Here is a 24,465-nt window from a genome sequence, read left to right as displayed (position 1 = left end):
TTCCTTTCCTTACCGTTAGATCACGCCAGCGGTCTTGAGGCTGGAAACCAGCTCTTCAACCGACTTGACCTTGATACCGGCCTTGCGGCCACCCGGCTCTTCCGTCTTCAGAACTTTCAGGCGCGGCGTGACATCGACGCCGAAATCGGCAGGCGTCTTCTTGTCGAGCGGCTTCTTCTTCGCCTTCATGATGTTCGGCAGCGAAGCGTAACGGGGCTCGTTGAGGCGCAGGTCGGAGGTGACGATGGCCGGCAGCTTGACGTCGATCGTCTGCAAGCCGCCATCGACTTCGCGGGTGACGGTCGCCTTGTCGGCGGAGAGCTCGATCTTGGAGGCGAAGGTGGCCTGGCCCCAGTTGAGAAGGGCTGCCAGCATCTGGCCGGTCTGGTTGCTGTCGTCATCGATCGCCTGCTTGCCGACGATGACGAGGCCTGGGCTTTCAGCCTCGACCACGCCCTTCAGCAGCTTGGCGACGGCGAGCGGCTCGACGGCTTCGTCGGTCTCGATCAGGATGCCGCGATCGGCGCCCATGGCGAGCGCGGTGCGGATGGTTTCTTCCGCCTTGGCCGGGCCGATCGATACGATGACGATCTCTTCCGCCTTGCCGGCTTCCTTCAGACGCAGTGCTTCCTCGACGGAAATTTCGTCGAACGGGTTCATCGACATCTTCACGTTGGTCAGTTCGACGCCCGTGTTGTCCGGTTTGACCCGAATCTTCACGTTGTAATCGACCACACGTTTTACCGGCACAAGGATCTTCATGGCTTCCTTCCTTTGGACATCACGCCGCCGCAAGATGCGACGTCTCCCACGCGTTCAGTTGTCAATCGGCGACATGGGTAAGCATTTTTTTAGCCGAACACAATGTGGTTGTCCGACATCGGGCGTGTCGATTTGTCATAGCACCATTCCATGTTTCAGCGTCAGCGGGTGACGGCCGTGCGGTTCAGCGATTTTGCCCCGGCACCCATAAGATATCGGCCTTGCCGCCGCCATTGGCATAACGGGCGGCCACGAACAGGAAGTCCGACAGCCGGTTGATATATTTCAGCGCCGGTTCGCTGACGACTTCGTCTGCCTGCTGTGCCAGTGCCACCATGATGCGTTCCGCCCGCCGCGATGTCGCACGCGCGACATGCAGGTTGGCCGCGGCCGGGCTGCCGCCGGGCAGGACAAAGGATGTCAGCGGATCAAGGCTTTCGTTCAGCCGGTCGATTTCCACCTCCAGCCGGTCCACCTGCAACTGCACGATGCGCAGCGGCTCGTATTTCGGAACCTCGCCGGTATCGGGTGTGGCAAGGTCGGCGCCGAGGTCGAAAAGGTCATTCTGGATGCGAAAAAGCATCGGGTCGAGCGTGGACATGGCGCCGGTGTGGAGCCGTGCCATGCCGAGCAGCGAATTGGTCTCATCGACGGTGCCATAGGCTTCGACGCGCAGGTCGTGCTTGAAACGGCGCGGGCCATCCACGAGGCCGGTCGTGCCATTGTCGCCGGTGCGGGTATAGATCTTGTTGAGTTTGACCATCAGTCGCGTCCACCGCCGGAAAGCCAGAGTGTGAGCATGATCAGGCCGATGGCGACCGCCTGCAAAAGCACGCGCAACTGCATCAGCTTGTTGGAGCGGTTGGCATCCTGCCCCTTGACCATGTTGAACAGGCCGCGGATCAACACGAGCACGACAAGGCCCATGACGATCACCGTCAGCACGGTGGTAAAACTGGACATTTTTCCGCCTCCCGGTTTTTTATCGTTCTTGTTCAGTCAAAGCGGCGCATCAGCCGGTAGAAAAGATCCGCAGGCAAAAGCCATTTCAGAAAAATGCCCTGCTTTGCCGGTTTGGTGACGAGATAATGTGGCTTTGGCCGTGGGGCGGTCAAGGCATGCACCAGCACCTTGTGCACGGCTTCCGGCCCAAGCTTGTGGCGGTTCACCGGGCCTGAGCCATCAAGACGGGAAAGCTGGCGTTTGTATTCCTGCGCATGTGCGGAATTTTCGAGATCAATATTTTTGCGCACCGCCTCAAGGGCGTTGGCGGTGAAGCGCGAGGCGATCGGCCCCGGTTCGATCAGGCTGACATGGATGCCGGAACCGTGAAGCTCCATGCGCATCGTCACCGTCAGACCTTCGAGCGCAAATTTGGAGGCGTTGTAGGCGCCGCGATAACGATAGGGGATGAGGCCGAGAATGGAGGAGCAGTTGACGATGCGGCCGTGGCCCTGTGCGCGCATGACCGGGATCACCCGTCGCGTCAGTTCATGCCAGCCGAAAAAATTGGTTTCAAACTGCAGGCGCAGCACGTCGGTGGTCAAATCCTCTACTGCGCCCGGCTGGCCATAGGCGCCGTTGTTGAACAGCGCATCGATGCGACCGCCGGTGCGGGCCAGGACGGTTTCCACCAGTGCCGCGATCGTGTCCGTCCGGGTGTAGTCCATCAGCAGGGCTTCGATGCCATCGGCTTCGAGTGGCGCAAGGTCTTCGGCACTGCGCACGGTGGCGAAGACCCGCCAGCCTTCGGCTTTCAAAGCGCGTGCGCAATAGGCGCCAATGCCGGACGAGCAGCCGGTGACGATGATTGAGCGCCGCTCGGCCATGCTGTTCAAACCTTCTTGGCTATGGAGGACGATGCGTCCTGTACAATGGGCAGGGATTTCCCATATTTCACGGGTGAAGACAACGGAGCGGTCAAGGCTGGAAAGCCGGGCTGGAGAGAATGCGCAAAACCGCCTGGTACAGCCTTGCCTATACGGTGCTGTCGGATGCCTATAACCATTTTCATGAGGACGATGGCTGGGCGATGGCAAGCCATGTGGCCCTGTCCGGTCTTTTGGCGCTGTTTCCGTTCCTGATCTTTGGGACGGCGCTTGCCGGTTTTCTCGGTGCCAGTTCGTTTTCCTCGATTTCCGTGCATCTGCTCTTCGATGCATGGCCGGCGGAAATTGCCGATCCGCTGCAGGCCGAAATCCAGCGTGTTCTGGAAATCCCGCGCGGTGGCTTGCTGACGGTCTCCGTGCTGGCGGCCGCTTATTTTGCGTCCAATGGCGTGGAGGCGTTGCGTATCTCGCTCAACCGCGCCTACCGCGTCAGCGAAACCCGCACCTGGTATGTTACTCGCCTTGCCAGCCTCGGTTATGTGGTCGTGGTCGTTGTCGTGTTTGCGGCGATCAGTATTCTTCTCGTTGCCGTTCCTGTGGCGCTGCGGTTCGCGGGCACGCGATTTCCGCAATTGCAGGAATGGCTCGGCGGCCTGATGAATTACAGCACCTACGGTATCTACGGCACGGTGGCGATCGTGGTGATCGGGTTGATCGCCTCGCACAAATGGCTGCCGGCCGGCAGTCGGCGTCTGGTGGATATTCTGCCGGGAGCGCTTCTCACCATTCTCTGCTGGGCGGTCGGCGCTTTCGTCTTCGCGTCCTACATCTCGACCTTTGCCACCTATGCCGCCACCTATGCCGGTCTGGCCTCCGTGATGATCGTGCTGGTGTTTCTCTATATGGTCGGCGTGATCTTCATGCTGGGCGCGGAGGTGAATGCGGCGCTGATGAAATACCGGGTCTATTCGGTGGTGACCCATCACCTGCGCACAGGGGAAATGCCGGGTGATGTGAGCGGTGCCGGTGGTCGAGATCCGGCGGATGCCGGCCCGGAGCAAAGCCTAGAGGCCAACAAGACGGCGGATATCGGCCGCTGACATGCCTTGTTCGCGCAAGTGCGCAAGCCCGGTGGAGCCGCTGCTCTTCGAGAGTTTTTTTCCGTCTTCATCCATCAGCAGCCGGTGATGATGGTAGAGCGGCTGCGGCAGAGCGAGCAAGGTCTGCAAAAGCCGGTGCACGGATGTGGCGTGAAACAGGTCGAGACCGCGCACCACATGGGTGATGCCCTGAAGCGCGTCGTCGATCACCACCGACAGATGATAGCTGGAGGGTGCATCCGAGCGCGACAGGATGACATCGCCCCATGCCGCCGGATCAGCCGGGATTTCTCCGTGCGCGCCGTCGCCGGTTTCCTGCCAGTTCAGGGGCGTGTTCACCAGAGCGAGCGCCTTTTGCATATCCAGTCGCCATGCGTGGCGAATACCTTTTTCGATCAGCGACTGACGCTCGTCCGTGGAGCGGAGCTTGTCTGTTTCAGGATAAAGAGGCGAACCATCCGGATCGCGTGGCCACGCCTTGCCTGTCTTTTCGTGCTCAGCAACGATTGCCTTGACTTCACCACGGGTCAGAAACGCCGGATAGACCACGCCCATTTTATCAAGCTGTGTTAATGCATCGGCATAGGCGTCAAAATGGTCAGACTGCCGGCGCACCGGCTGTTCCCATGGCAGGCCAAGCCACGTCAGGTCATCATGGATGGCCTGTTCGTATTGCGGCGTGCAGCGGGTGAGGTCGATATCCTCGATTCGCAGCAGAAAACGGCCGCCGGCTTCTTTCGCCATGTCGTGGTTGAGCATAGCCGACAGGGCGTGGCCGAGGTGGAGCAGGCCATTCGGGCTTGGCGCGAAACGGAAAACCGGTTTTGGGTGGACATTCGAAGGCATGCGCGATTTGCTTGTGTTCGGGGGACTTGGTCAAGTCCGCGTATAAAAACACATACCCGCAGGTATTGATGACCATCATCCGTGACATGAGCGATATCGACGCCGGCCTCGTCCACCTGGTCGCGCTCGATCCGCGTCTTGAAACCATTGTCGCCGCCTCGGGCGCCGTGCCTCTGCGCCTGAGCGAACCCGGCTTTGCCAGTCTGGCATCGATCATCGTGTCGCAAATGGTGTCGAAAGCCAGTGCTGCGGCGATCTGGAACCGCATTCTGGCCGAGGGACCCGTGACGCCGGAAAACTATCTGGCGACCGCGCCGGACGTTGCCGCCACATTCGGCCTGTCGCGTGCCAAGGCGAAAACGCTGGCCGGTCTCGCCGAAGCCATCGTCGCGGGTCGTGTCGATCTCGATGCCCTGCTGCAGATGCCGCCCGAGGATGCGATCGCCGCGCTGACAGGCTTGCCCGGCATCGGCCCGTGGACCGCGGAAGTTTATCTGATGTTTTGCGGCGGTCACGTGGATGTGTTTCCGAGCGGTGATGTGGCTTTGCAAGCCGCCGTCGCACATGCCTTTACGCTGGAGGCGCGCCCGTCAGCGAGGCAATTGCGGCAGCTGGCCACAATCTGGTCGCCATGGCGTTCGGTCGCTGCCCGGTTGTTCTGGGCCTATTACGCCACCCATATGCGCCGGGATGCCCTGCCGACGCTCTGATTCGGCACAAGTCTGCAACATTGCCCGCAACTGATTCGCCGATCCTCAAAGCCCCTGCATTTATTGGCTTCACATTCCTGTAACAACAGACCTAATATAGAGGAGATAGATGCCGAATCGGGTAGGAGCGTCATTTGACGATTGCAGTCTCCCCGCAGGCCTTGCCGGCGCTCGTCCTGAACGCTGACTACCGGCCGCTGAGTTACTATCCCTTGTCGTTGTGGTCCTGGCAGGACGCGATCAAGGCGGTTTTCCTTGACCGTGTGAACATCATCGCGGAATACGATCACGCCGTCTCGTCGCCCAGCTTTTCGATGCGCCTACCGAGTGTCGTCAGCCTGAAAACCTATGTGCAGCCGACCCGCAACCCGGCCTTCACGCGCTTCAACGTGTTCCTGCGCGACAAGTTCGAATGCCAGTATTGCGGCGATCATCACGACCTGACCTTCGACCATGTCATTCCGCGCGCGCATGGCGGCGAAACGACCTGGGAGAATGTGGTGGCGGCCTGCTCGCCCTGTAATCTGAAGAAGGGCAGCAAACTGCCGAAACAGGCCGGCATGATACCGCACCAGAAGCCCTATGCACCGAGCGTGCAGGACCTGCACAACAATGGCCGGCTTTTCCCGCCGAACTATCTGCATGAAAGCTGGGTCGATTATCTCTACTGGGATACCGAACTGCAGCCGTGAGGTTTTTCGTCAATCTCGCGGCAAGGCGATGGCGCGTGAGCGCCATGCCATTCATCACGAAAATCTTCAGGCCGATTTGCGGAAGGCGCCGATAAAGGCGATCGCTGCCAGCGCAGCACTCGTCAACACGTTCCAGCCGGCCATGGACAGGCCGAGCACGCGAAGGGCTGCCGTATCGCAGGAGGGGCCGCGCACGGTGTTGAGGTCGCTCAGGAGATTGGCGGCATTGGTGCTCACCGCGCCGGCCGGATTGGTGCAGCTGGATGGACCCGCCCAGAAAGCCCATTCGACGCCGGAATGATAAACGGCGACGCCACCGCCGACCAGCATCATCAGGCCGATCAGTGCGAGCAGGACACGGCCTGTCCATGACGGCAGTTTGAAGGCAACGGTGCCGATGGCAAGGATGCCGACCGGAATGCCGTAATAATAGGGATCGCGCTGAACCAGGCAGAGATGGCAGGGCATGTAGCCGCCGATATGCTGGAAGGCGAGGGCGCTGAGAATGACCACCGCCATGCCGAATGTTACAATCAGGGGAAAGGCGATCTGCGGAATGCTGCGGCTGTGCTCGATTGATGCTGCATGCGCCATGAATGTCTCCTGCTTCCTGTCGTACGGCATCAGATCTTCAATAAACACGATGCTCGCTGCTGCTTTAATCTCACGCGCGACCGCTGTAAATCGACATGCCGTCGCAGATTGGCTTAGCGCATGGCACAGTTTCGTGAACCGTATCGTGGTTTGCGATCGGCAACATGCGAGATTTTTTGGGCGGCGCTGCCATGATGCGGATAAGGCGTCTTGCCGCATCCGCACACGCATGCTAGAGGCCGATCACACGCTCGCAATGCCCCGTTGGCGGAATTGGTAGACGCGCCTGACTCAAAATCAGGTTCCGAGAGGAGTGCTGGTTCGATTCCGGCACGGGGCACCATCTTATTTTTTGACCGTTGTTTTTGCTTCGGTATTTTGAAAGTTTCCCGCACCGGGATTTAGGTGCGGGGCGAGTTCGATCTCAATCTGTTCTGCAACCAGTTTCGAAGCCCGAATTCCTAGGCGCTTGCGATCGGCCTTTTTCGTGTAGATTTCTGCCTGTCTGGATGTTGCCCAGCCGTATTGAGCCATTAATTCGTGCGATGAAGCGCCGGCATTTGCGGCCAAAGTGGCGGAAAGTTTGCGTAGCCCATGGGCGCTTTTGTCCACGTCAGCCTTTGTGCAGTGCTTGCGAAACCAGTTTCCAAATGATTCGACGGTAAACGGCCGGCCATTCTCGCCGACGATGAAGGCGAGGTCGCCGGTCTTCGTTTTTTCGATCACCTTCATGAGACGGTCTGGAAACTCTACGGTGATCTCGGCGCCTGTTTTATGGGTCCGCAAAGTGAAGGTGTTGCCGCTCATGTGTTGGCGGCCGGCGCGCACGATGTCTGACCGGCGAAGGCCAGAGCAGAGAAGCAGTTCCATTGCCAGGCGCTGCGGAGTTCCGATCTTCCACTTGAGGCAGAACTTATGAACGTCCTCAGATGTCCATGGCTCAAAGCCGTCCGTCTTGTACTGCAGACGGTCGACGCCATGCGTCGGGTCAAAGCCGGTTAAGTCTGCTTTGACTGCCCATTCGAAGACGCCGCGCAGCGCCTTCAGCAAAGCGTTGGCTTGGCCTGGTGTGCCGGCCCGCGCATCGAGAGCTGCTTCAACGTCCTTTTTGGAGATATCGGCAAAGAAGCTGTCGCCAGCATTTTTCAGCATCTGGATGAAGAGATTGCCGCGCGCCTTTCGTGTGGAGGTCGCGAGATCTGCCCACTGGCGACTTCCCATATATTGACCGATGAGCCATTTCAGCGTGCGGCTGTCGCCTCGTTGGCGGGGGCGTGCGGGTTGCTCGGCGGCGATCGCGTCGCGATATGACTGCTTGAACTCTTCCGTTCCCGGTTCGCCGCCGAGGCGCGTGCGGGGGCCTTTGCCGACACGATAATAGAACACGATGGTTCCGTGGCGGTTCTTCTCTCGGATAACGTTCAATGGCAGTTTGCGCGGCATGTCTTGCATCAAAGCCGAACTCCACCTTTCGGCGCAAGCGGAATTCTATCCACCTGAGCGGGAGAGATTGGGGACACTCTTATTGTTCGCCCACCCTCCACGATCTCAACCGTCACATTTCGCTCGTTCGCGATTGCGGCCATGCGGTCCAAGTCGGACTTTTTGACCACGGCTTGGGCTGTCATCGACCATCCTCCGCGTCCGAATGGTTTCGCGATGATGGATATACTTCTCCGCGCTCTATAGCTTCTGCGAATTTCTTGACCTCTTCGAAGAGCTTGTAGGTCTCGCTCCTCGACCAGAGGATATTAACGCAGGCGGTGTGCCAGGCATTGCTGGAAGCCGTTAGTTTCACGGGCGCTGCAGTATCTGCGCACAAGGCATCAGTGGCGATGCGCTGAAACAGTGCGGAGCTTTCTTCTGCGGACATTCCGTCTGAGGTTTCTGGATGAGCAATACGGTGGCATGCATCCCAGAGCGCCTTGGCAAGGACCCGCAACTCATCTCTCGCGGATGATTCCACATTCGTTTGCGGCGGTGTGGCGCTGGTGATCTGCCGAACTACGTCATTCAGCGCAATCGCCTGATAGCCCATGTTCGTGATCTCGGCGTCAGGCATGCTGAACAGGCGAAAGAGCTTGTGCCGATGATCGTCCGTCAGATCGCGGAAAAACCAGAGGCTAAGCCGGCGTCGAGCCATATCGGCAGTGGTGTCATGATTTGTCATGCTACGATCCTCATAGGCTGAACTTGCGGATCCACTGCGCGGTCGCGTAGTTTCGGCTTGGGGCAACGGGGATTGTTGGAATGGAGACGGACAGGCTTGGTTATGGGCTGGCGTGGGGGGTGGCATTCGGCCTTGCTATCGCATGGGTCGTTTACCGTGCATCGTATGGCGGCGTCGTGATCTGGTGCGATGCTGAAGATAACGGGAGGTGCTTCAGAGAGTGGGTCTCGGCTCTTGGTGGCTGGGCGGCTGTAGCAGCCGCAGTCCCGACCATTGTTTTTCTTTCTAAACAAGTAAGGGATGCTGATCGCCATCAACGGACGAATTTTGCCATCCAGCTTAGACGACAACGCATTTTGGCGCAGCGGACACGTGATCTCGCTTATACCGGTGTCCAGATCATTGAAATGATTGAGGCCCCTGGCAGGCAACCCAAACAAATCTCCGAGGCTCACGCTGGCACCATCGCAAATATTGTTAAGGTGCTTCGCGACGATACGTTGGCAGCTTTCGAGAGCGAGATAGAGTTTCCTTCTTCCATGGGCGCTCGCGCGACTGCGGATTTTGTAGAGCGAGCACTTCGAGACCCTGATACTGATGCGCTCGCCAGTACCGATGTCATTCGAAGCTTCTTCGAAAATGCCGCGAAACAAGCAGAAGACTTCCTCCGCGAGGTAAAGGTGACTACCGGGCGATCCTGAAATGCAGTTCCTATTGGGAGCTAAGTATTCAAGCTGCGTCATCAAACGCCACCTCACAGCTTTCTTCACAGCCGCCGCCTATATCGAGGTCGAGGCCATGGAACATGTCGAATTGGGTGAGCGTCGTCATCCGTCCAGACGTTTCGCCACCGGAAAAGCTGATGAGAAGTCGTCTGTGGGTACTCATGAGCACTTGCCCTTCGACCGCGCACCACGCATCGTGCTCACTTCCAACGGAGGCAAGACATGAGTGATTGGGACGCTGAGAAATTTTATGCCGAACACGAACAGAGCGAAGCAACGTTCATAATAGGGACCTTGCCCGAGCTTACGGATATCAGGTCTTGGCTGTCCATCGTGCTTGCAAGGATTTTGCACGAAAAGCTTGCAGGATATAACTTTCGAGGAATGGTGCATGCTCCCGAAGGCGATATAGACATTTCGACCGAGCAATACATTGCTCTTCTTAGAATTCAGGAACGGATCGAAGCTGAGCGGAAATCTTCCGAAGACCGGGATTAGATTAGCCATTGTCCGATCGCTCCCTTGTGTCGAGTGCGCGGGTAATGCGGTTCCAAGCCGACGCTTCGAAATCGATTTCGCTATCGCTAGGTACCTTTCCGGCGGCAACTGTAATCTCGTTCAAGTGATGCCAATGAGCGAATTCTTTGATCGTGGTCAGGAGTTCGTCTCCCCGCAAATTCGTTTGCGGCGGTGTGGTCCGATCTTTCGCAGCTTTCAGTTCATCATGAAGCCAACGCGCTTGCGGAAACTCCCGGTCCATCTCCAGCCAATTTTCTTCATGCGAACGCGAGCCAGAGTAGGTTTTTTGCCAAAGCGTGTTCAGCAAGGCGCTTGCGGCACGATGGAAGTCTTTCTCGCTCCCATCCATATGTGTCTCGGGCGACGGTATGCCGCTGTCAGATACCAATCGTGAATTGCGAATCGCTGGCGTTACGCGCATCTCTTTCGCGCCGGATGTATCTCTTAGGCCGTGGACTGCACGCTCGGGCGGACCAGCGTGCAGTCCACTCAAATTCGATTGGGGCGGTGCTGGTTGGTCGACCTCTTCGTAGATGTCCGCAGCGCACGGCTCTGCGCACGAGTGGCTGCGTCCGTCGTAAATCGTCCCGATGCGGTAGCCTCGATCTTCGGCTCGCCTTACATCGGCGGGGTCAGCAACATCGATCGTACCGACGCGGCGGTATTCAGGAGGGCAGTCGTTGCCAATAAAGCTGTAGCTCTTTTGGGTGTCGGTCATGGTGAAGCCCTCGCGATGAGACGTTTTTCGAGATCGCTGTATTCGGTCGGCCGCCAGAACTGCCAGCGTGCAGTGCGTAAGGTCGGCGGATGCCAGTCGCCGGCATCCTGCGCCATCGACATAACGGCGAACTCGGCAGCTTCTTCGCTGCTGTAGCCTGAGACGCTGTAGGTGCTGGAGCCAAACGATCGGGTGCAGCCGTAGGAAACATTACTCCGCATCTGGCTGGCCCTCCGTGGTGGCGAGTGCGGCTTTAATCTCGCGGATGCGGTCGGATGCTTTTGCGCGCCATTCGCTGCCATGCTCCAGCGCCAGACCGATCAACCAGTGCATGACTTCGGCCTGCTCTTCTTCGGCTTTGCGCTTGATGTCCTGCCCGCCCGCACGAAGAGCGTGCGCCATCGGACCAGTGTTCCACATCATCAACGAAAGGATGTCGCGCAGATCGTCTGTCAGCTCCTGCGGATAAGCCCGCATATTCGTTTGAGGATATGGGGAGAGTGCCGAACGAACAGCCTCTTCGTGGTCCCGCACAAGAGTCATAGCGCTGGACGCCGCGATCATGCGGAAGGTTTCGACGCTGATTTGATCTTTGGCAACGACGGCTTTGTCTTGCTCGCGGATGGCGTTCGCTAAACGGTCGAACCATTCCGCAGCGCCCCACTTGTCAACATTCTCGGAGAAGAAACGCATGGGGCTGTCACCTGCCACATTCGTTTGCGGCGGTGTCCCGCCAAGATCGGGATGCTGCTTGATGGCGTCCTCACAAGCTGCATCGGCGCAGCATCCGCAATTGGGATAATCGCAGCCGATTTCGCCGCGATAAACCTGCATGCCAAACTCTGCCATCAGCCCGGTGATATTCTGGAAGCCCATCATGTGACCGGGCTTCCATCCACGCTTCACAAGCACGTCCTTCGCGGCCTCGCGCATCGTGTCGATAGAGGTCACGATAGGCTGCACATGCGTCGAGGGGGATGGGGAGCCGGCAATCGCCTTCAGTACGGCGTCCCGTAGGTCGCCGATAGCGAGGTCGGCGAGTTTGCAGGCCTCAGCCAGCCTTGGTTCACCGCTTTCTTCAGCTTTCGTAATGAACACCCGGCGCGCCACCTCGAACAGCTTCTCCACCTTTTCAGATGTGATGGGGTGATCCGGGGTGGGATATTCAGCCGGACGGGGCGCCATCGGCCAGACAGGGCCAAAATCAACCATGACCGCGCGGCACGTGGATTCAGAGCCAACGTAAACCGGTGGCTGCTGGCCGCCCATGAGGACGGACAGGAAGATCTTGCCGGTGGCGCTGATCTCGGCAAGCTCATCGCCTGAAACGGTCCAGCACGAAACGCAAGAGTGGCGCGTCTGGAATACGTGCATGTCCTGGACGTTCTCGGCACCGGCGGGGGCGCGCATGATCAGGTTGCTGCCGTCGAATTTCGTGGGGTGCGACATATCACTGTGTCTCCATCATCGCCGCGACCTGCATGCTGATACGCGGCAGAGCGAAGCGTTTGCGGCGGGCGACGCCGGACATGGGGTCAGGAATGGACTTCCAGACGATTATACGGTCAGGGCGCGACAGATCCGGCGGCGGCAAGCGGTCGCTGGCGAGCACGGCGATATCGTGCCGGCGCATGAAAAGCGAAAGCATGCATTCGGTGATGCCGAAACGCTCGGCGACCTCATAGGCGCGAGCGCCGCTTTCGATCGCGCTGCGAACCTGCACGGGGTCTAGGCTCGCGGATGTGGCGGTTGCCGGCTGGCGCAGGTGATTACGAGGCATTGTTCCTATCCCTCAGCTCCTCGCGGGCGACCAGCATGTTGCGCAGCGGACGATCCGTCTCGCTGCAACCGTCCAGCGTCAGGTTGTGGAAGAGAGCGGCCTCGACCATCGGAATCGCGTCACGGATGCCGCGTTGCGGCACACACAGACCGTCAATCTCGCGGTTGATGTGGGTCAGCGCAGCAAGCAGGTAATTCCGGGTGGCGCACAGCTCGTCCATGCGGCGCTGCTCGGCGGCAACGTCTTCAGGGCGTGTATTGTCGAAGGCGAGACGCGGAAAGCGGCGGACCGCGACCGGCAGGCGCAAGATATTTTCCATCAGACAAGCTCCCGCGAAAGATGGTTGTTGAACTCAACGAGGCGCTGGCAGGCCATGGCGCCCGCCGCGCAAAAGAGAAGGATGGCGATGACGAGCATCGCGCCGATGAGGCCGCGAGACGGCACGGCGTTGGCACGGCGCTTGGCCTCACCTTCGAAATGCATGTGCTCGGCGCCGCGCGGGCCGGGGTCATCGGTGGTGAAGTGATCTTTGGATTGCATGGACTGGACCTCCATCCGTTTCGAAGGCCGCATGAGGGGTGGCATGCGGCCAGGCGAAGCGGATGTGTCAGGCCGACATTTCCGGGGTGCCCTGATAGGCCGGCAGATCGGTTTCGCGGGCGGCACGCTCCATGTCGCGCATGACCTGCTCGGTCACGTAGACGTCAGGGCGATACATCTGGAAGATCCAAACCACCGAACCTTCGCGAACGCGGTAGCGCAGGCGCACCGGCAGGCGGATAGCTTCGCCCATGAAGAACGGCGGCAACTGGATGATGAAGAGCGACGGCACGATAAGCTTGTCGCCTTTCATGTCGCGATGGGTTTCTTCCCAGGTCAGTTCGCCTTCACCGGTCTGCAGCGTGACGTTGTTGGACACACGGGTTTCGGCGTGAACCTTGAGGCCGATCGACAGCATCTTCAGTTCGTGCGGATATGCGACCTTGCCGCCGAGCTTGTCCTGCCAGAAAGTCACCTCTTCTTCATGCGGCGATGCAAGTTCGCCGATGTGATCTTCGATGAATTCGGCAAAGGCCTGCTGGTTGAGAGGTTGCTTGTCCATCTTTACCCAAGCCTGCCATTCCTCGGACAGCGGGAACTTGTATTCGATGCGGTGTTTGCCGTTCTCCGGCTTGCCGACTTCCGTCCCGATGACCTCGCCTTCGGTGCTAGCGACATCAGTGTTTTTGTGGTGGTAATCGACGACGGTCAGGAGAAACGGTGCCTTCCAGTCGGTCGCGGCGAAGATGGCGGAATTCTCGGTCGCGTGGCGCCTGGTCAGATCGATGAAGCTTTCCAGCGTGGTAATGCGTGCGGTGCCCGACTTGCGGTCCGGCGTGTCGCGCCATGCGTCGAAAAGCTGCTTCAGGCTGGTTGCGTTCCCCGTCTTCGGATCGAGAAGGGCCGGCACGGATGTCGGAATGCCCTTGGCGTTCGATGGTGCTGAGACAGTGAGAACGGTTGCGCCTGCGCTCTTGGCGAGGTCGGCGACGGCATTGACGGCGGTTTCGGACAGTTGGTCCATGTTTCATTCTCCGATTGAGGAATGGTGAGGGTGTGCTCGCCGATCAGGCGGGACGAGTGAATGGCGACTGGCCGCGCTCGATCTCGCGAGGGCCGCCGATCATGTCGAGCTGCTGCGGGTGCTCGGTGGAAATGCTGCCGTCGTCGACGAGGAAGAACACGCTGGAGCGGCGCGGCAGCTTCGGCATCTTCACGTCAGGAATGTCGGCATCGAACTGGATCATCTCGCCCTTGGCGGTCAGCTTCAGTTCAAGTTTGACGGTCGCGGAAAACGAGCGGGTCGGCTGGGCTTCGGCCAGTTCCTGAAGGCCGCGCTGGGTTTCCTGCAGCGTGGCGGAAAGTTCTTCGTTGAGCTTGCCGCTTTCGAGCATGCCCAACAGGGTTTTGGCATCACGGATGATCTTCATGGGTTTGTTCCCGGTTGAGGCGGTGCCCGACGCTGAATGGCAGCGGCGCGCTTATCGGTTCAGGCTGCGCCCGCGTCGCGGATCAGCTTGGTCTTGGTGATCTTGATGTCGGGAAATCGCTTGCCGACGTGGCGGGATGCGTCATCTGCGCATGCCGCCGAAACGTCGTGCTTCGTGCCGTCCGCGAGATGGACGCGAAAATGGCTTTGCTTCGGGCGGGCGGCCTCGACCGGCGGCGGCGTCCGGAAGGTCAGGCTTCTGTCGGACGTGAAGTCAGCGGCCGGCATCGGATCAGTTCCGGGTTTCGGACTGCTGGCCCGCCAGCTCGGCGGCCTGTTTGCCGTACTGGTCGATCTGGCGGCGCGTGAAGCACCCGAACTGGCAGATTTCGGTATCGGTGGCGCCGGGATGGGCACGCATTACTGACGCGATCTCAATGATCGTGTTGCGCGTTGTGGATTGCTGCGTGTCTTGCATGCTTTTCTCCTTGGATCTGCGGATCATGTTGATCGCTGGAGAAAAGTTACCCATAATGGGGAATATATGCAACCCCAAAATGGGGAATATTTAGCAGTGCGGAATTGAAAGCCTGATGTGTGAACGAAAAAAGCCCCGGTTTTCCGGGGCTTATTTGTGTTGCGGGTTGGTCATGTCAGCCGCTAATCGGGAGCCGTCCCTGTATTCCTCCGGCAGCTTCAACCCTCTTCAGAGACGATCTGGGCAGCGTCGCAAATATCTCTCCAATCCACTCGATCTGGACGTCTTCAATCGGTGCGGCATTCCAAGAGAGTAAGTTCACGCCTGTCGAGCCCCTCATAATTGTCTTGATGAAGCGCCTTCCGTCCGACGTTCTAACTGCGGCTTCTTCCCCATAGAAAGCCGATAGCGGTCGCTTTTGCTCGCGATACACGATGATTACAGATTTGTCCTTGAAGACTGGAAGCATCGAGTCACCACGAATTTCGAACGCAATCATGTCATCCGGCAACGGAAAAGGCACCTCGATCTGTTCAAGTCCCTCAGGTGGGGTCTGTTCAAATTCTGGCATTATTTCAGCTCCCGCTCCGACATAGCCCATCAGTGGCACGGTCTCGCGGTCGGCATCTTCAATAATCTCGGATGGTCGAACCTGGAATGCTTTGGCTGCGAGTTCGATGTAGTCGGTGTTCAGTCGCCGCTCACCCCGCTCCAATTTTATGAATTGGCCACGCGACACGCCCATCGCTTCCGCAGCTTGCTCGTGCGTCCAGCCGACGGCGGTTCTCAGTTGTTTCAGCTTGTTTCCCATGGCGGGGAATGAATCCACAAGGGTCATCGTCTGTCGCGCCCCATATTGGGGTTGCTTATCTTCCCCAATATGGGTAAGTTTTGCCCATGCAGTTGAACCGTTACATGGCTGATAACGATATTTCGGACGATTCCTTTGCGGATCTTGTCGGCGGCGTATCTGTGTCCGGCGTTAAGAAATGGCGATACGGCGAGCGTGTGCCTCGTCCTGAGCAGATGCGTCGTATCGCTGAGGTAACGCACGGTGCAGTTTGCCCCAACGATTTCATACTCGTTGCGGAGGCGGCTGAATGATGTCGTCTTTGAACTTCTCCCCCCGCAATCGCCCCTATGAGGCAGGCGGTTGCGTGACTGGCCGCCGGAGCGGCGGACCTTCGTGCTCCGGCGGTTCTTTTCTGGTTGGTCTGGCATGCGGGCCTCCTTGATCTGATGGCAGATCTCTAGGCCGCCCTCGCGCGGCAATCACGGAATCCTTTCTCGAAAACCGTACCTTGACGGCAAGGAGCGCTAACGTGCGTCCAGATGGCAGCATTCGAACAATTGAAGACGAGGGCGTTCTCGCCATCAAAGGCGCAACGGCGGTTTGCCTCAAGCTTGGCGGCGGACTGACATCGTTCGCACGGCTGACGCGTGTCAGCGGCCCGGTGCTTTCCCGCTACATCGATATCCATGATCCTGACAATTTCGAGAAGGTGATCGGCGTCGATGTTGCCGTCGAGGCTGACCGGCGCGCCGGAAGCCCGATGATCATTTCCGAGGCGGCGCGGCAGCTGGGCTATCGCCTCGTTCCGGAAGACGGCCAGCAGCCGCAGGCGCACAAGCTTTCGGACGGCGACGTCATGGACTTCATGAAAGAGGCCATGGATGTGTTCAACGCGCTGCGGGAAGCGCGCGCTGACGGGCGGATCTGCGCCGCCGACAAAAAGGCAATCGAAGAGCAACTCCGCGAGCTTGAGCGTGAAATCGCCGAAGTCCGCGCCAACATGGCGGAGGGCTGAACATGGCCGTGCCACAGAGAAAACCATTCAAGGTTCCCGGCCCACGTGGGCTGGATATCGTCCGCGCCGCTGTTGCTGCCGGTCGCTTCGAAGATAATGGGCAGGCGGAACGCACCGCAGCGACGAACGTCAATGCCCACGGATATCTAGACCGCGACAAGAAGGCCGCTTCTGTCTGGTACCCGACCGACAAGGCGCGCGAGATGCTGGCATGGCTCGATGCCGGCGTTTCCGGAGGCGAGGTCGTGGCGGCCTCCGCAGAGGCGTCAACCGGTCTCACCGCTCTGGCGGTGCGCAACAGCCAGGCGCGCTTGATGTTTGCCGATGGTGACGTGCTTGCCGCGCGCCAGCTTGCCGAGGGCGTTTATGATCAAGCCAAGGCCGGCGCCAGCTTCTCTGCTCGCTTCAAGTTGAAGGAAAGCCTTGCTGCGTGCCATCGCATTCAGGCCGACGCTCTCGACATCGAGGTCAAGGCCAAGATGCGCATTGCCGAGGAATGGGAAAGGGCAGGGCAGGAAGGCAAGACGCTGAAAGGACGGCCAAAAAGCGTTCCCGACGAGAACGCTTTTACGGCGGAAGAGGCGGGGCTGACCCGCAAGGAATTGCATTACGCCAAGAAGCTGCTGGATGCCGACCGGCGGGAGCCGGGTATCGCGGAACGCGCTATTGCGGCACGTCTTGCGGCAGGGCTTGAACCGACGCGCGCCAGCCTTCGCGCGTCGATCGGTACCAAAACGGCGACCAAGGAAGAGCGCGGAAACAATCTCTACGAAACCGGGCCGGAGGCGATGTTCACGCTGCTGGCGCTGGAGAAATTCGGGCCGCTGGTATGGGACCCTTCCTGCGGGCGCGGCGCAACCAGCCGCCCGATGGAAGATGCCGGGTATGACGTCCGGATCTCCGATCTTGTTGATTACGGCACGGCAACGGCGCATGGCGAGCTTCAAGGTGTCGCGGATTTCCTTACGACTGAGCAATTCGACGATTGCCCGGATATCGTGACCAATCCGCCTTACGGCGCGGTCTTGAACGCGTTCGTGGCGCACGCCCTCAAGGTCCACCGGCCGCGCAAGATGGCGCTGCTGCTGAATGCCAATTTCTGGTTCGGATATGACGATCCGGAGCGGAATTTCGTGCTCGACGAGAACCCTCCAGCGCGCAAGCTATCGTTTTCGCGTCGGCTTCCGATGATGCATCGCGATGGCTGGACCGGTCCGGTCGCCTCCAGCAGCATGAACACCGCGTGGTTCATCTGGGAGCTGCAGCCGGACGGCACCTACGGAAACCAGACGGTCGATATCCGTGTGAACTGGACCGACCACGTGCCGCAAGATGTGGCAGCGCAGGCGGCAGCGGCGGAGTTGGCGGCATGAGCGAGCCAATCGACCGCGAGAAGGAAAAACGCAAGCTCGACAAGCTGAGGCAGATCGCCGACCGCATGGCCGGTGATGCCTGGAGCATCTGGTCGGACGAGGACGGTATGCATGTGGTGACAGTGCGCGCGACCGGTGAGGAGGTGCGCATTCTGACACTTCACCCTGAGGCCACGTGTGACGAACAGGATCTGGTGGCCGGGGCGCTCGATCACCTTTTCCTGTTCCTAGGGTTCTTCGGGCGTGCAGCGGAACGCGTGCGTGAACTGCGCGAGCAGGTTGCCAATCTGGCAGGGCGCAAGAAAGCCGAGAATTTTGGCTTCATGGCGAAATCGCTGTGCGAGAAAATTCCGTTCTGGCGCTTCCTTGAAGGGAAGGCCGGTGGAAGCGCGATCGCCTCCGAGCGAGCGGCCGACACCCGGATGAAGTTCCTTCTGAACATCGAGTCCAAGGGGCAGTTGAACGACGACCTTGAGGCTCGCGCGCGTTTTCTCAAGCTGCGCGCCGATTATTACGCCTGGAAGAAAGGTGTCGCGGCATGACCGATCGGACCTTTCCGGAAGAGAGCATCTCGGTCGAGGGCAACCCGCTCAAGGCCATGAAGATCAGCTGCGCCCATTGTGGCGCAGTTGCCTATCACCCGTTCCAGACGGGCCACAAGCGCCGGCCGCCTGTCGCGGCACAGCAGTATTTCCAGAACAAGGGATGGTCGGTCGGAAGCTCCGCTCGCAAGGACTTCTGCCCTCTTCACGCCCGCCCAGCCCAGCGAAAGGCGACAAAGAACATGACCAACGCCGTAGCCAATCCGGCTCCGATGGCGGAGCCGCCGCGCGAATGCACGCGTGAAGACCGCCGCATCATCATGGAAAAACTCGACGAGGTATATGGCAAGGACGCATACAAGACGCCCTGGACCGATACCGCCGTTGCCAAGGATCTCGGCGTGCCGCGCGACTGGGTGACGAAGACGCGTGACGAGTTCTTCGGTCCTGCCGGTTCCAATCCCCTGTTCGACGAATATGCGGAAAAGCAGGTTCAGGTGACGGCGGCAATGGAGGAGGTCTCGGATCTCGTCAAAAAGGCGGATGCGGCGGCATCTGCCAGCCGCGAGGCGTTCAACGCTCTCGTGCCGAAGGTTGACGAGCTGCGCTCGCTGGCGCGCCGCATCGAACGGGAGATCGGTCGATGATGGAGGCTCTGCCGTCAATCCATGTTTTGAGTGATTGCCAGAATGAGCGCGAACGCGCCAACTGGCTGCTGACTGCGCCGCCTGATCTGCTTTCGTCATGCGAGATGACGATACGGCGCGTTCTGAAAGGGACTGCCTTTTTAGATGGTCTTTCGTATCTCGATATCGAGACAGCTGCCCACCGCCGCGATCGTCGGCCTGATGGTCGATATTTCCAGTCCATGCAATTGAAAGCCGCTCGCGGCGTGATGTATCGCATCGCGCTCGGGCTGCCGCCGGTCTGGTAGGAGGCGGTTTTGAGCCATAAAGCTACTAACTGGGCCGCTACCGTGCGTGGAGTTTCCTGTGCGGAAGCGCGCGTTCTGTTCCACCTGTCTGATTGCCATAACCCGGTCCTCGGTTGCTTCCCGTCTCAGGAATACCTTGCCGAGGCCTGCGAGATCGACGAGCGCTCTGTGCGCCGTCATCTCGTCTCTCTGCGCGCCAAAGGGCTTGTGAACTGGGTCGAGCAGCGGCAGGGCAAGTTCCGCAAGGAAAACCGCTATTCGCTTTCTTTCGAGGATGGCTTCATCGCGGCAACCGAAAATCTTGAGGCGGACAATTTGTCCGGTTCAAATATCGACGCTTCAACCGGACAAAATCAGCAGTTTGAACCGGACAAAAACGACGTTTTGAACCGGACAATGGAGTCCGCTAAACCAGTAAGAGAACCTGTAAAGGAACCTGAGAGAGAGGGCGCGAGCGCGATTTCCGGGGAAGACAGGAAAAAGATCGAACGTGATTTCCTCCGCTGGTGGCCGACCTGGCCGACCTATCCCAACGGCAGTGAGGATGCCACGCGGCGGAACTGGTACGAGCTGACGCCAGACCAGCGTGCAGCCTGCATCGAGAAGACGCCAGCTTTCGTTGCTGCGGTAAAGGCCCGCAAAGGCGGCAGCTTCACATTCCCGGCGGTTTACCTCAAGGAACGGGCTTGGGAGCGTCTGGAAGATCCTCGTTCCGATGTGGCGCCTGCCTCGATGCACAACCCGTTCAGCCGTGCATGGATGGCGCTTCGCCTTTCCGAGCTTCTGAAACCGATGGCTACGGCATGGCCGGTGATGACCGCCTTCCAGCGCAATCAGGCCAGCCAGAGCGCTGAGGCGGCAAAGGCTGTCGAAATGGAGCGTCGCTCCAAGTACGGCTGGCCGAAGGTGAATACCCTGCATGAACTGGCGGCAAACGCCAAAGGCGCGTCGGTGCTGCCGGAGCTTCTGGTCGTCTCCGAGGGCTTCGAGAAGGTCCACCGCGACAGCGATCTCGCCGCCGAATGGAAGGCGCTGCACGATCGTCGCGGATGGCCGTGGCTGCCGGCAACCGGTCATGAATGGCTCTATTTCCCGGCGGGTCAGCCGGAAGATGCGATGGCGGTATTTGAGGCGAAACTCAACGAGGGCAAGGGTTGTGATGATGCAGAATAGGATCACCGGAAAGAAGATCAGCTTCCGGCCCATGGTCGAGGCCCAGCTATCGGCGCATGAGCGTGCTCGCCTATACGAGCGCCAGCAAAAGGCGGAGGCTGCTCGTGCGGCTCGCGGTCATCTTGTTCAGGCTGCGGGCATGGATGCCCCCGGCTTCGACCGGATGGCGCGTTGGGTCGTCGCAACGTGTCGGTCTGGCAGTGAGCAGGTAATCGGCGAGGAACTGGGCGAGAACCATATTCAGAGCTGGTGCCCGATGGAAAAGTTCAGGACGCGCCCTCGTCGTGGCCTCAAGCCTGTGGATATCTTTCGGCCATTCTTCCGTGGATATCTGTTCATTCGCGTGGTCCCGACAGAGGAAGCGTTCGTCGGTGTGCTGTCAGCCTCACGCCTCAAGGGCATCATGGGCCGGGACGGAAGGCCGTTTCTGATGCCTCCGAAGGTCATGGATGCGCTTATGCTTGGTGTTAAGAAAGGTGAGTGTGTTCAGCCCGATGAGTTCAAGATTCCGGTATCGGTCGGTGACCATGTAACGATCGCTCGCGGGCCTTTCGCAGACTTTCAGGCAGTGGTGCGCAAGGTGGTATCCGACCGTTGGCGTGCCGAGGTTGAGATCAATCTCTTCGGCAGCATGAGGCCCGTGGAACTTGATATTGACTCTCTGGCCGCATGAGGTTTATCGAGTCGGACAAGGCAGCGGCGAGTCTCGCCACTGCCTGCGGGATGACCGGAGCGTCTGATGCTCCCTTAGGGGATTGATGTTCTCCTCCGGCCCCGGCTCTGACAGCCTCGTTTGAGAGGTGCGAAGTCAGGGCAAGTGCTGCTGCATAGGATGATAGGCGACCGAGAGGTCGCCTTTTGTGTTCTTAGAGTATGCCTCCTCGTCTCAAGTCTCTTCCACCTCGGTTGACCTCGATGCCGTCACGACTTGGTCGTGCGCCTGGTGATGAGAAGGCAAGGTTGAATGAGCGCGAGAAGGTGATCCCTTGGCGCAAGTGGTATCACAGTCAGAGATGGAAGGCACTTCGTATCGAGGTCTTGAAGCGTGATCACTGGACGTGCCAGCAGACTGGCGTGATCTGCACCGGCAAGCATCCCGAGCCAAACAGCCCGGTGATCGACCACAAGGAGCCGCATCGCGGTGACGCACGTCTGTTCTGGGATATCAACAATCTCCAGACGGTGACCAAGGCTTACCACGACGGCGAGAAACAGAAGCAGGAACGTGCGCAGCCCGGTTGGTGATTAACCGTTCGGATTGACTGCCTCAACAGCAGGCTGGTCAGCGGTCTCGCCGGGTTTGAGAACGAATACATAAGCGCCGGCAATGATGAGGCCGATCACGAAGATCACTGCGACGTAGGTGGTCATGCCGCGACGGGCTTTCTTGTCGGTGTTCATGCAGGCATCCTTTGATGATCGGTAGATGAGCCGCATCAACCCCTGATGCCCGGATCGGTTCCCCTCTCTTAGGGGGGGGCGGGTCAAAAGTTCAGAAGGGCCGGCGGCCCCGCACCCGCGTCCCCCTCACGCAGAGATTTTTTTCGTATGAACGAGAATTTTGACCTCTTCGGGCACGCTATTCCGGAGTGGAAAGGCAAGCGCGGTCGCCCGCCCTATGAGCCTTCGGAAAAAGACAGGAACAAAATCAAGCTCTTGCTCGCGTTGGGCTGGAGCATTGAGCGGATGGCAAATGGCATCGGCATCTCTTCGGCCACGCTGAAGCGGTATTTTAGAGCCGAGTTGAAGGAGCGGGATGCAATGCGTGACCGTCTGGATGCTCGCCGGTTTGAGGTTGCCATGGAGCAAGTCAACGCCGGGAACGTCACTGCCCTCAAGGAGCTGGGCAAGATGCTCGACGCCAACGACCGCATGGGAATGGATCGCCGCTTGCGCGATGCGCAGGAAAAGGCGGGTCGGCAGAAGGAAGAGACCGCGCCGCAGGGGAAAAAGGAAGTTGCCAAGGCGGCGGCGAAGACTGCCGGTGCCGATAGCCACTGGGGCAGCGATCTGCTTCCAGGAGTAGGAAAGCCAAACTGATGGACACGGCTTGGATGCCGGCTTCGACCTGGTCGACCGCCGTTCCAGACTGGAAAGATCGAATCCGGCTTCGCCAAAGCATGGTGCCGGCGCTTCCGCTCTACGATGCCATAGCCGAGAAGGCGCTGCGCATCTTCAAGCGGCTTCGGGTGCCGGATGTGATCGGAAACCCGACGTATGGTGAAGCCTGCGATGAGTGGGTTTTCGAGATCGTCAGGGTCATCTTCGGGAGCTACGATCCTGAAACTAAGCGGCGCATGCTGCGTGAGTTCTTCCTGCTGGTGCCGAAAAAGAACGGAAAGTCCTCGATCGCGGCTGCGATCATGGTCACCGCCGCGATCTTGAACGAGCGCCCAGAAGCGGAACTGTTGCTGATTGCGCCGACGAAGACGATTGCGGGGATATCTTTCAAGCAGGCTGCGGGTATTGTCAGGCTGGATGAGGAGCTTTCGAAGCTGTTTCACATTCAGGACCACCTGAAGATGATTACCCACCTCAACACGCTTGCGGTGATCATCGTCAAAGCCGCCGCTGCGGACGTCATCACCGGCTCCAAGGCGACATACATCCTGATCGATGAGACGCATGTGTTCGCCACCATGGCGAAAGCTGCCGACATCTTCGTCGAAATACGCGGTTCTCTGGCGGCGCGCACGGACGGGTTTCTCGTCCAGATTACGACACAGTCGAAAACGCCACCGACCGGCGTATTCAAGTCTGAGCTGAAGAAGGCGAGGGATGTTCGAGATGGCCTTTTTGCATTCCCGATGCTGGCTGTCCTCTACGAACTGCCGCCAGAAGATGCAGTTGATGGCGGCTGGATGCGCCCCGAAATGTGGGGGAGGGTTAACCCGAACCTCAATCGGTCGGTTGATGAAGACTATCTGGCTGGTGAGATAGCCACAGCAATGCGCGAGGGGCCTGAAAAGCTTGCCTTGATCGCTTCGCAGCACTTCAACGTTGAGATCGGTCTCGGGCTGCATGCTGATCGTTGGGCCGGCGCCGATTACTGGCTCGCCGCGGCGGCCAAGGGTATGACCTTGGACCGGTTGCTTGCCGAGTGCGACGTTGCTGTCGTCGGTGTGGATGGTGGTGGCCTTGATGACTTGATGGCGATTGCAGTCATTGGGCGGCACAAAGAGACGCGCAATTGGCTGCATTGGGGGCGGGCATGGGCACATGAAGATGTGTTCGAGCGTCGCCAGGAGATCGCGCCGAGGCTTCGCCAGTTCGAGCAAGAAGGTGATCTTGTCGTCTGCAAGGAAGTCGACGACGACGTAAAAGAAATCGCGGATATCTGCGAGCGCCTTCATGTTTCGGGTCTTCTCCCGGAGCGCGCCGGAATAGGCCTTGATGCTTACGGCATCGCCACGCTGCTGGATGTTCTGGCAGAGCGTGGCATCGAGGGTGATCTGACACTCGCCGTTGGACAGGGGTGGAAACTGCAATCGGCGATCACGACGCTGCCTCGTAAACTGAAAGACCGAACAATGGTCCATTGCGGTCAGCCGCTCATGGCTTGGGCGGTGGGCAACGCAAAAACTGAGCTTCGCGGCTCGAATTACCTCGTCACCAAACAGGCTGCTGGCGCTTCGAAGATTGACCCTCTGATGGCTCTCTTCAACGCCGCCATGTTGATGTTCCTGAACCCGGAAGCGGTCGGGCGGTCTGTCTACGAGACGCGCGGCATAAGGATGGTCTGA

At 59.2% G+C, this 24,465-nt stretch carries 37 protein-coding genes and 1 tRNA gene; 18 read left to right on the top strand and 20 right to left on the bottom strand.

The features are described from left to right. Positions 1 to 15: 15 nt before the first annotated feature. From EDF70_RS19785 to EDF70_RS19770, 4 genes are all read right to left on the bottom strand, one after another. Complete coding sequence (locus EDF70_RS19785; protein WP_132277093.1) at positions 16 to 762, bottom strand: electron transfer flavoprotein subunit beta/FixA family protein; 747 nt, start codon at positions 760 to 762, stop codon at positions 16 to 18. Positions 763 to 946: 184 nt separating this feature from the next. Next, positions 947 to 1,525, bottom strand: coding sequence for a cob(I)yrinic acid a,c-diamide adenosyltransferase (locus tag EDF70_RS19780; protein WP_132277091.1), 579 nt, complete (start codon positions 1,523 to 1,525; stop codon positions 947 to 949). Then, entirely contained in the window at positions 1,525 to 1,725 is a 201-nt protein-coding gene (locus tag EDF70_RS19775) for a twin transmembrane helix small protein (protein ID WP_132277089.1), read from the bottom strand. Before EDF70_RS19775 ends, EDF70_RS19780 begins: the two co-directional genes overlap by 1 nt. Positions 1,726 to 1,757: 32 nt before the next feature. Next, on the bottom strand, positions 1,758 to 2,591 hold the full coding sequence (locus EDF70_RS19770; RefSeq protein WP_132277087.1) for an SDR family oxidoreductase: 834 nt from the start codon (positions 2,589 to 2,591) through the stop codon (positions 1,758 to 1,760). 119 nt (positions 2,592 to 2,710) lie between these two features. Between EDF70_RS19770 and EDF70_RS19765 the strand changes: the two genes are divergently transcribed. Continuing rightward, the gene (locus EDF70_RS19765) at positions 2,711 to 3,691 is read left to right on the top strand and encodes a YihY/virulence factor BrkB family protein (protein WP_132277085.1); all 981 of its coding nucleotides are present in this window, start codon (positions 2,711 to 2,713) and stop codon (positions 3,689 to 3,691) included. On the opposite strand, the gene gluQRS is transcribed toward EDF70_RS19765, so the two are convergent. Next, positions 3,656 to 4,537, bottom strand: a complete 882-nt coding sequence (gene gluQRS / locus EDF70_RS19760; protein WP_132277083.1) for a tRNA glutamyl-Q(34) synthetase GluQRS — start codon at positions 4,535 to 4,537, stop codon at positions 3,656 to 3,658. The genes EDF70_RS19765 and gluQRS overlap by 36 nt on opposite strands. Positions 4,538 to 4,605: 68 nt before the next feature. On the opposite strand from gluQRS, the gene EDF70_RS19755 reads away from it, so the two are divergent. Both EDF70_RS19755 and EDF70_RS19750 read left to right on the top strand, forming a co-directional pair. Further along, a complete protein-coding gene (locus EDF70_RS19755; RefSeq protein WP_132277081.1) occupies positions 4,606 to 5,247 on the top strand; it encodes a DNA-3-methyladenine glycosylase in 642 nt (213 codons plus the stop codon). A gap of 134 nt (positions 5,248 to 5,381) precedes the next feature. After that, the gene (locus EDF70_RS19750) at positions 5,382 to 5,939 is read left to right on the top strand and encodes an HNH endonuclease (RefSeq protein WP_132277079.1); all 558 of its coding nucleotides are present in this window, start codon (positions 5,382 to 5,384) and stop codon (positions 5,937 to 5,939) included. 66 nt (positions 5,940 to 6,005) lie between these two features. Here EDF70_RS19750 and EDF70_RS19745 read toward each other — a convergent pair whose 3' ends face one another. Next, entirely contained in the window at positions 6,006 to 6,533 is a 528-nt protein-coding gene (locus EDF70_RS19745) for a disulfide bond formation protein B (protein WP_132277077.1), read from the bottom strand. Positions 6,534 to 6,791: 258 nt separating this feature from the next. On the opposite strand from EDF70_RS19745, the gene EDF70_RS19740 reads away from it, so the two are divergent. Then, a tRNA-Leu gene (locus tag EDF70_RS19740) sits at positions 6,792 to 6,876 on the top strand. A gap of 2 nt (positions 6,877 to 6,878) precedes the next feature. Here the strand turns inward: EDF70_RS19740 and EDF70_RS19735 are convergent. Then, the gene (locus tag EDF70_RS19735) at positions 6,879 to 7,985 is read right to left on the bottom strand and encodes a tyrosine-type recombinase/integrase (protein ID WP_132277075.1); all 1,107 of its coding nucleotides are present in this window, start codon (positions 7,983 to 7,985) and stop codon (positions 6,879 to 6,881) included. 172 nt (positions 7,986 to 8,157) lie between these two features. Beyond that, positions 8,158 to 8,703 (bottom strand): hypothetical protein, encoded by a 546-nt coding sequence (locus tag EDF70_RS19730; protein ID WP_132277073.1) that lies wholly within the window; start codon positions 8,701 to 8,703, stop codon positions 8,158 to 8,160. 80 nt (positions 8,704 to 8,783) lie between these two features. Between EDF70_RS19730 and EDF70_RS19725 the strand changes: the two genes are divergently transcribed. The 3 genes from EDF70_RS19725 to EDF70_RS19715 are packed head-to-tail and all read left to right on the top strand — an operon-like array spanning position 8,784 to position 9,926. After that, the gene (locus tag EDF70_RS19725; protein WP_132277071.1) at positions 8,784 to 9,404 is read left to right on the top strand and encodes a hypothetical protein; all 621 of its coding nucleotides are present in this window, start codon (positions 8,784 to 8,786) and stop codon (positions 9,402 to 9,404) included. Between the two features lies 1 nt (position 9,405). Continuing rightward, the gene (locus EDF70_RS19720) at positions 9,406 to 9,654 is read left to right on the top strand and encodes a hypothetical protein (protein WP_132277069.1); all 249 of its coding nucleotides are present in this window, start codon (positions 9,406 to 9,408) and stop codon (positions 9,652 to 9,654) included. After that, positions 9,651 to 9,926 carry a hypothetical protein gene (locus EDF70_RS19715; protein WP_132277067.1) on the top strand — a complete coding sequence of 92 codons (276 nt, stop codon included), beginning with the start codon at positions 9,651 to 9,653 and terminating at the stop codon, positions 9,924 to 9,926. The genes EDF70_RS19720 and EDF70_RS19715 overlap by 4 nt, the downstream gene beginning before the upstream one ends. Before the next feature lies 1 nt (position 9,927). On the opposite strand, the gene EDF70_RS19710 is transcribed toward EDF70_RS19715, so the two are convergent. The 11 genes from EDF70_RS19710 to EDF70_RS19660 form a co-directional block, all read right to left on the bottom strand. Then, the gene (locus EDF70_RS19710; protein ID WP_132277065.1) at positions 9,928 to 10,665 is read right to left on the bottom strand and encodes a hypothetical protein; all 738 of its coding nucleotides are present in this window, start codon (positions 10,663 to 10,665) and stop codon (positions 9,928 to 9,930) included. Next, positions 10,662 to 10,886, bottom strand: a complete 225-nt coding sequence (locus EDF70_RS19705) for a hypothetical protein (RefSeq protein WP_132277063.1) — start codon at positions 10,884 to 10,886, stop codon at positions 10,662 to 10,664. The genes EDF70_RS19710 and EDF70_RS19705 overlap by 4 nt, the downstream gene beginning before the upstream one ends. Further along, positions 10,876 to 12,114 carry a hypothetical protein gene (locus tag EDF70_RS19700; protein WP_132277061.1) on the bottom strand — a complete coding sequence of 413 codons (1,239 nt, stop codon included), beginning with the start codon at positions 12,112 to 12,114 and terminating at the stop codon, positions 10,876 to 10,878. Before EDF70_RS19700 ends, EDF70_RS19705 begins: the two co-directional genes overlap by 11 nt. A 1-nt stretch (position 12,115) precedes the next feature. Then, positions 12,116 to 12,445: a hypothetical protein gene (locus EDF70_RS19695; RefSeq protein ID WP_132277059.1), complete on the bottom strand. Its 330-nt coding sequence runs from the start codon at positions 12,443 to 12,445 to the stop codon at positions 12,116 to 12,118. Then, positions 12,435 to 12,764, bottom strand: coding sequence for a hypothetical protein (locus EDF70_RS19690; RefSeq protein ID WP_132277058.1), 330 nt, complete (start codon positions 12,762 to 12,764; stop codon positions 12,435 to 12,437). Before EDF70_RS19690 ends, EDF70_RS19695 begins: the two co-directional genes overlap by 11 nt. Further along, the gene (locus EDF70_RS19685; protein ID WP_132277056.1) at positions 12,764 to 12,985 is read right to left on the bottom strand and encodes a hypothetical protein; all 222 of its coding nucleotides are present in this window, start codon (positions 12,983 to 12,985) and stop codon (positions 12,764 to 12,766) included. The genes EDF70_RS19690 and EDF70_RS19685 overlap by 1 nt, the downstream gene beginning before the upstream one ends. Positions 12,986 to 13,052: 67 nt before the next feature. Continuing rightward, on the bottom strand, positions 13,053 to 14,009 hold the full coding sequence (locus tag EDF70_RS19680; protein ID WP_132277054.1) for a DUF2303 family protein: 957 nt from the start codon (positions 14,007 to 14,009) through the stop codon (positions 13,053 to 13,055). 43 nt (positions 14,010 to 14,052) lie between these two features. Further along, positions 14,053 to 14,415: a hypothetical protein gene (locus EDF70_RS19675; protein ID WP_132277052.1), complete on the bottom strand. Its 363-nt coding sequence runs from the start codon at positions 14,413 to 14,415 to the stop codon at positions 14,053 to 14,055. 59 nt (positions 14,416 to 14,474) lie between these two features. Then, complete coding sequence (locus EDF70_RS19670; protein ID WP_132277050.1) at positions 14,475 to 14,702, bottom strand: hypothetical protein; 228 nt, start codon at positions 14,700 to 14,702, stop codon at positions 14,475 to 14,477. Between the two features lie 4 nt (positions 14,703 to 14,706). Next, entirely contained in the window at positions 14,707 to 14,892 is a 186-nt protein-coding gene (locus EDF70_RS19665; protein WP_132277048.1) for a hypothetical protein, read from the bottom strand. A gap of 175 nt (positions 14,893 to 15,067) precedes the next feature. After that, on the bottom strand, positions 15,068 to 15,730 hold the full coding sequence (locus EDF70_RS19660) for an XRE family transcriptional regulator (protein ID WP_132277046.1): 663 nt from the start codon (positions 15,728 to 15,730) through the stop codon (positions 15,068 to 15,070). A 77-nt stretch (positions 15,731 to 15,807) separates the two neighbouring features. Between EDF70_RS19660 and EDF70_RS19655 the strand changes: the two genes are divergently transcribed. From EDF70_RS19655 to EDF70_RS19615, 9 genes are all read left to right on the top strand, one after another. Next, entirely contained in the window at positions 15,808 to 15,996 is a 189-nt protein-coding gene (locus tag EDF70_RS19655; RefSeq protein ID WP_132277044.1) for a helix-turn-helix transcriptional regulator, read from the top strand. Between the two features lie 218 nt (positions 15,997 to 16,214). After that, on the top strand, positions 16,215 to 16,700 hold the full coding sequence (locus EDF70_RS19650; RefSeq protein ID WP_245519252.1) for a phage regulatory CII family protein: 486 nt from the start codon (positions 16,215 to 16,217) through the stop codon (positions 16,698 to 16,700). A 2-nt stretch (positions 16,701 to 16,702) separates the two neighbouring features. Then, positions 16,703 to 18,073, top strand: a complete 1,371-nt coding sequence (locus tag EDF70_RS19645) for an SAM-dependent methyltransferase (RefSeq protein ID WP_132277042.1) — start codon at positions 16,703 to 16,705, stop codon at positions 18,071 to 18,073. Next, positions 18,070 to 18,615 carry a hypothetical protein gene (locus EDF70_RS19640; RefSeq protein WP_132277040.1) on the top strand — a complete coding sequence of 182 codons (546 nt, stop codon included), beginning with the start codon at positions 18,070 to 18,072 and terminating at the stop codon, positions 18,613 to 18,615. The genes EDF70_RS19645 and EDF70_RS19640 overlap by 4 nt, the downstream gene beginning before the upstream one ends. After that, on the top strand, positions 18,612 to 19,262 hold the full coding sequence (locus EDF70_RS19635; RefSeq protein WP_165932075.1) for a hypothetical protein: 651 nt from the start codon (positions 18,612 to 18,614) through the stop codon (positions 19,260 to 19,262). The genes EDF70_RS19640 and EDF70_RS19635 overlap by 4 nt, the downstream gene beginning before the upstream one ends. Then, the gene (locus EDF70_RS19630) at positions 19,259 to 19,549 is read left to right on the top strand and encodes a hypothetical protein (RefSeq protein WP_132277038.1); all 291 of its coding nucleotides are present in this window, start codon (positions 19,259 to 19,261) and stop codon (positions 19,547 to 19,549) included. The genes EDF70_RS19635 and EDF70_RS19630 overlap by 4 nt, the downstream gene beginning before the upstream one ends. 9 nt (positions 19,550 to 19,558) lie before the next feature. Then, on the top strand, positions 19,559 to 20,722 hold the full coding sequence (locus EDF70_RS19625) for a helix-turn-helix domain-containing protein (RefSeq protein ID WP_132277036.1): 1,164 nt from the start codon (positions 19,559 to 19,561) through the stop codon (positions 20,720 to 20,722). Beyond that, positions 20,709 to 21,395, top strand: a complete 687-nt coding sequence (locus tag EDF70_RS19620; RefSeq protein WP_165932074.1) for a transcription termination/antitermination protein NusG — start codon at positions 20,709 to 20,711, stop codon at positions 21,393 to 21,395. Before EDF70_RS19625 ends, EDF70_RS19620 begins: the two co-directional genes overlap by 14 nt. 287 nt (positions 21,396 to 21,682) lie before the next feature. Then, the gene (locus EDF70_RS19615) at positions 21,683 to 21,967 is read left to right on the top strand and encodes an HNH endonuclease (protein ID WP_245519251.1); all 285 of its coding nucleotides are present in this window, start codon (positions 21,683 to 21,685) and stop codon (positions 21,965 to 21,967) included. Here EDF70_RS19615 and EDF70_RS30025 read toward each other — a convergent pair whose 3' ends face one another. Further along, a complete protein-coding gene (locus EDF70_RS30025; RefSeq protein WP_165932069.1) occupies positions 21,968 to 22,123 on the bottom strand; it encodes a hypothetical protein in 156 nt (51 codons plus the stop codon). A 147-nt stretch (positions 22,124 to 22,270) separates the two neighbouring features. On the opposite strand from EDF70_RS30025, the gene EDF70_RS19610 reads away from it, so the two are divergent. Beyond that, positions 22,271 to 22,762, top strand: coding sequence for an AraC family transcriptional regulator (locus EDF70_RS19610; RefSeq protein WP_132277029.1), 492 nt, complete (start codon positions 22,271 to 22,273; stop codon positions 22,760 to 22,762). A gap of 14 nt (positions 22,763 to 22,776) precedes the next feature. Beyond that, positions 22,777 to 24,465 (top strand): terminase large subunit, encoded by a 1,689-nt coding sequence (locus EDF70_RS19605; RefSeq protein ID WP_245519250.1) that lies wholly within the window; start codon positions 22,777 to 22,779, stop codon positions 24,463 to 24,465.

This window comes from Neorhizobium sp. JUb45 (genome assembly GCF_004343585.1).
Taxonomy (GTDB): domain Bacteria; phylum Pseudomonadota; class Alphaproteobacteria; order Rhizobiales; family Rhizobiaceae; genus Neorhizobium.
Note: the sequence above shows the minus strand (reverse complement) of the source record. Positions and strands in the feature narration are given on the sequence as shown.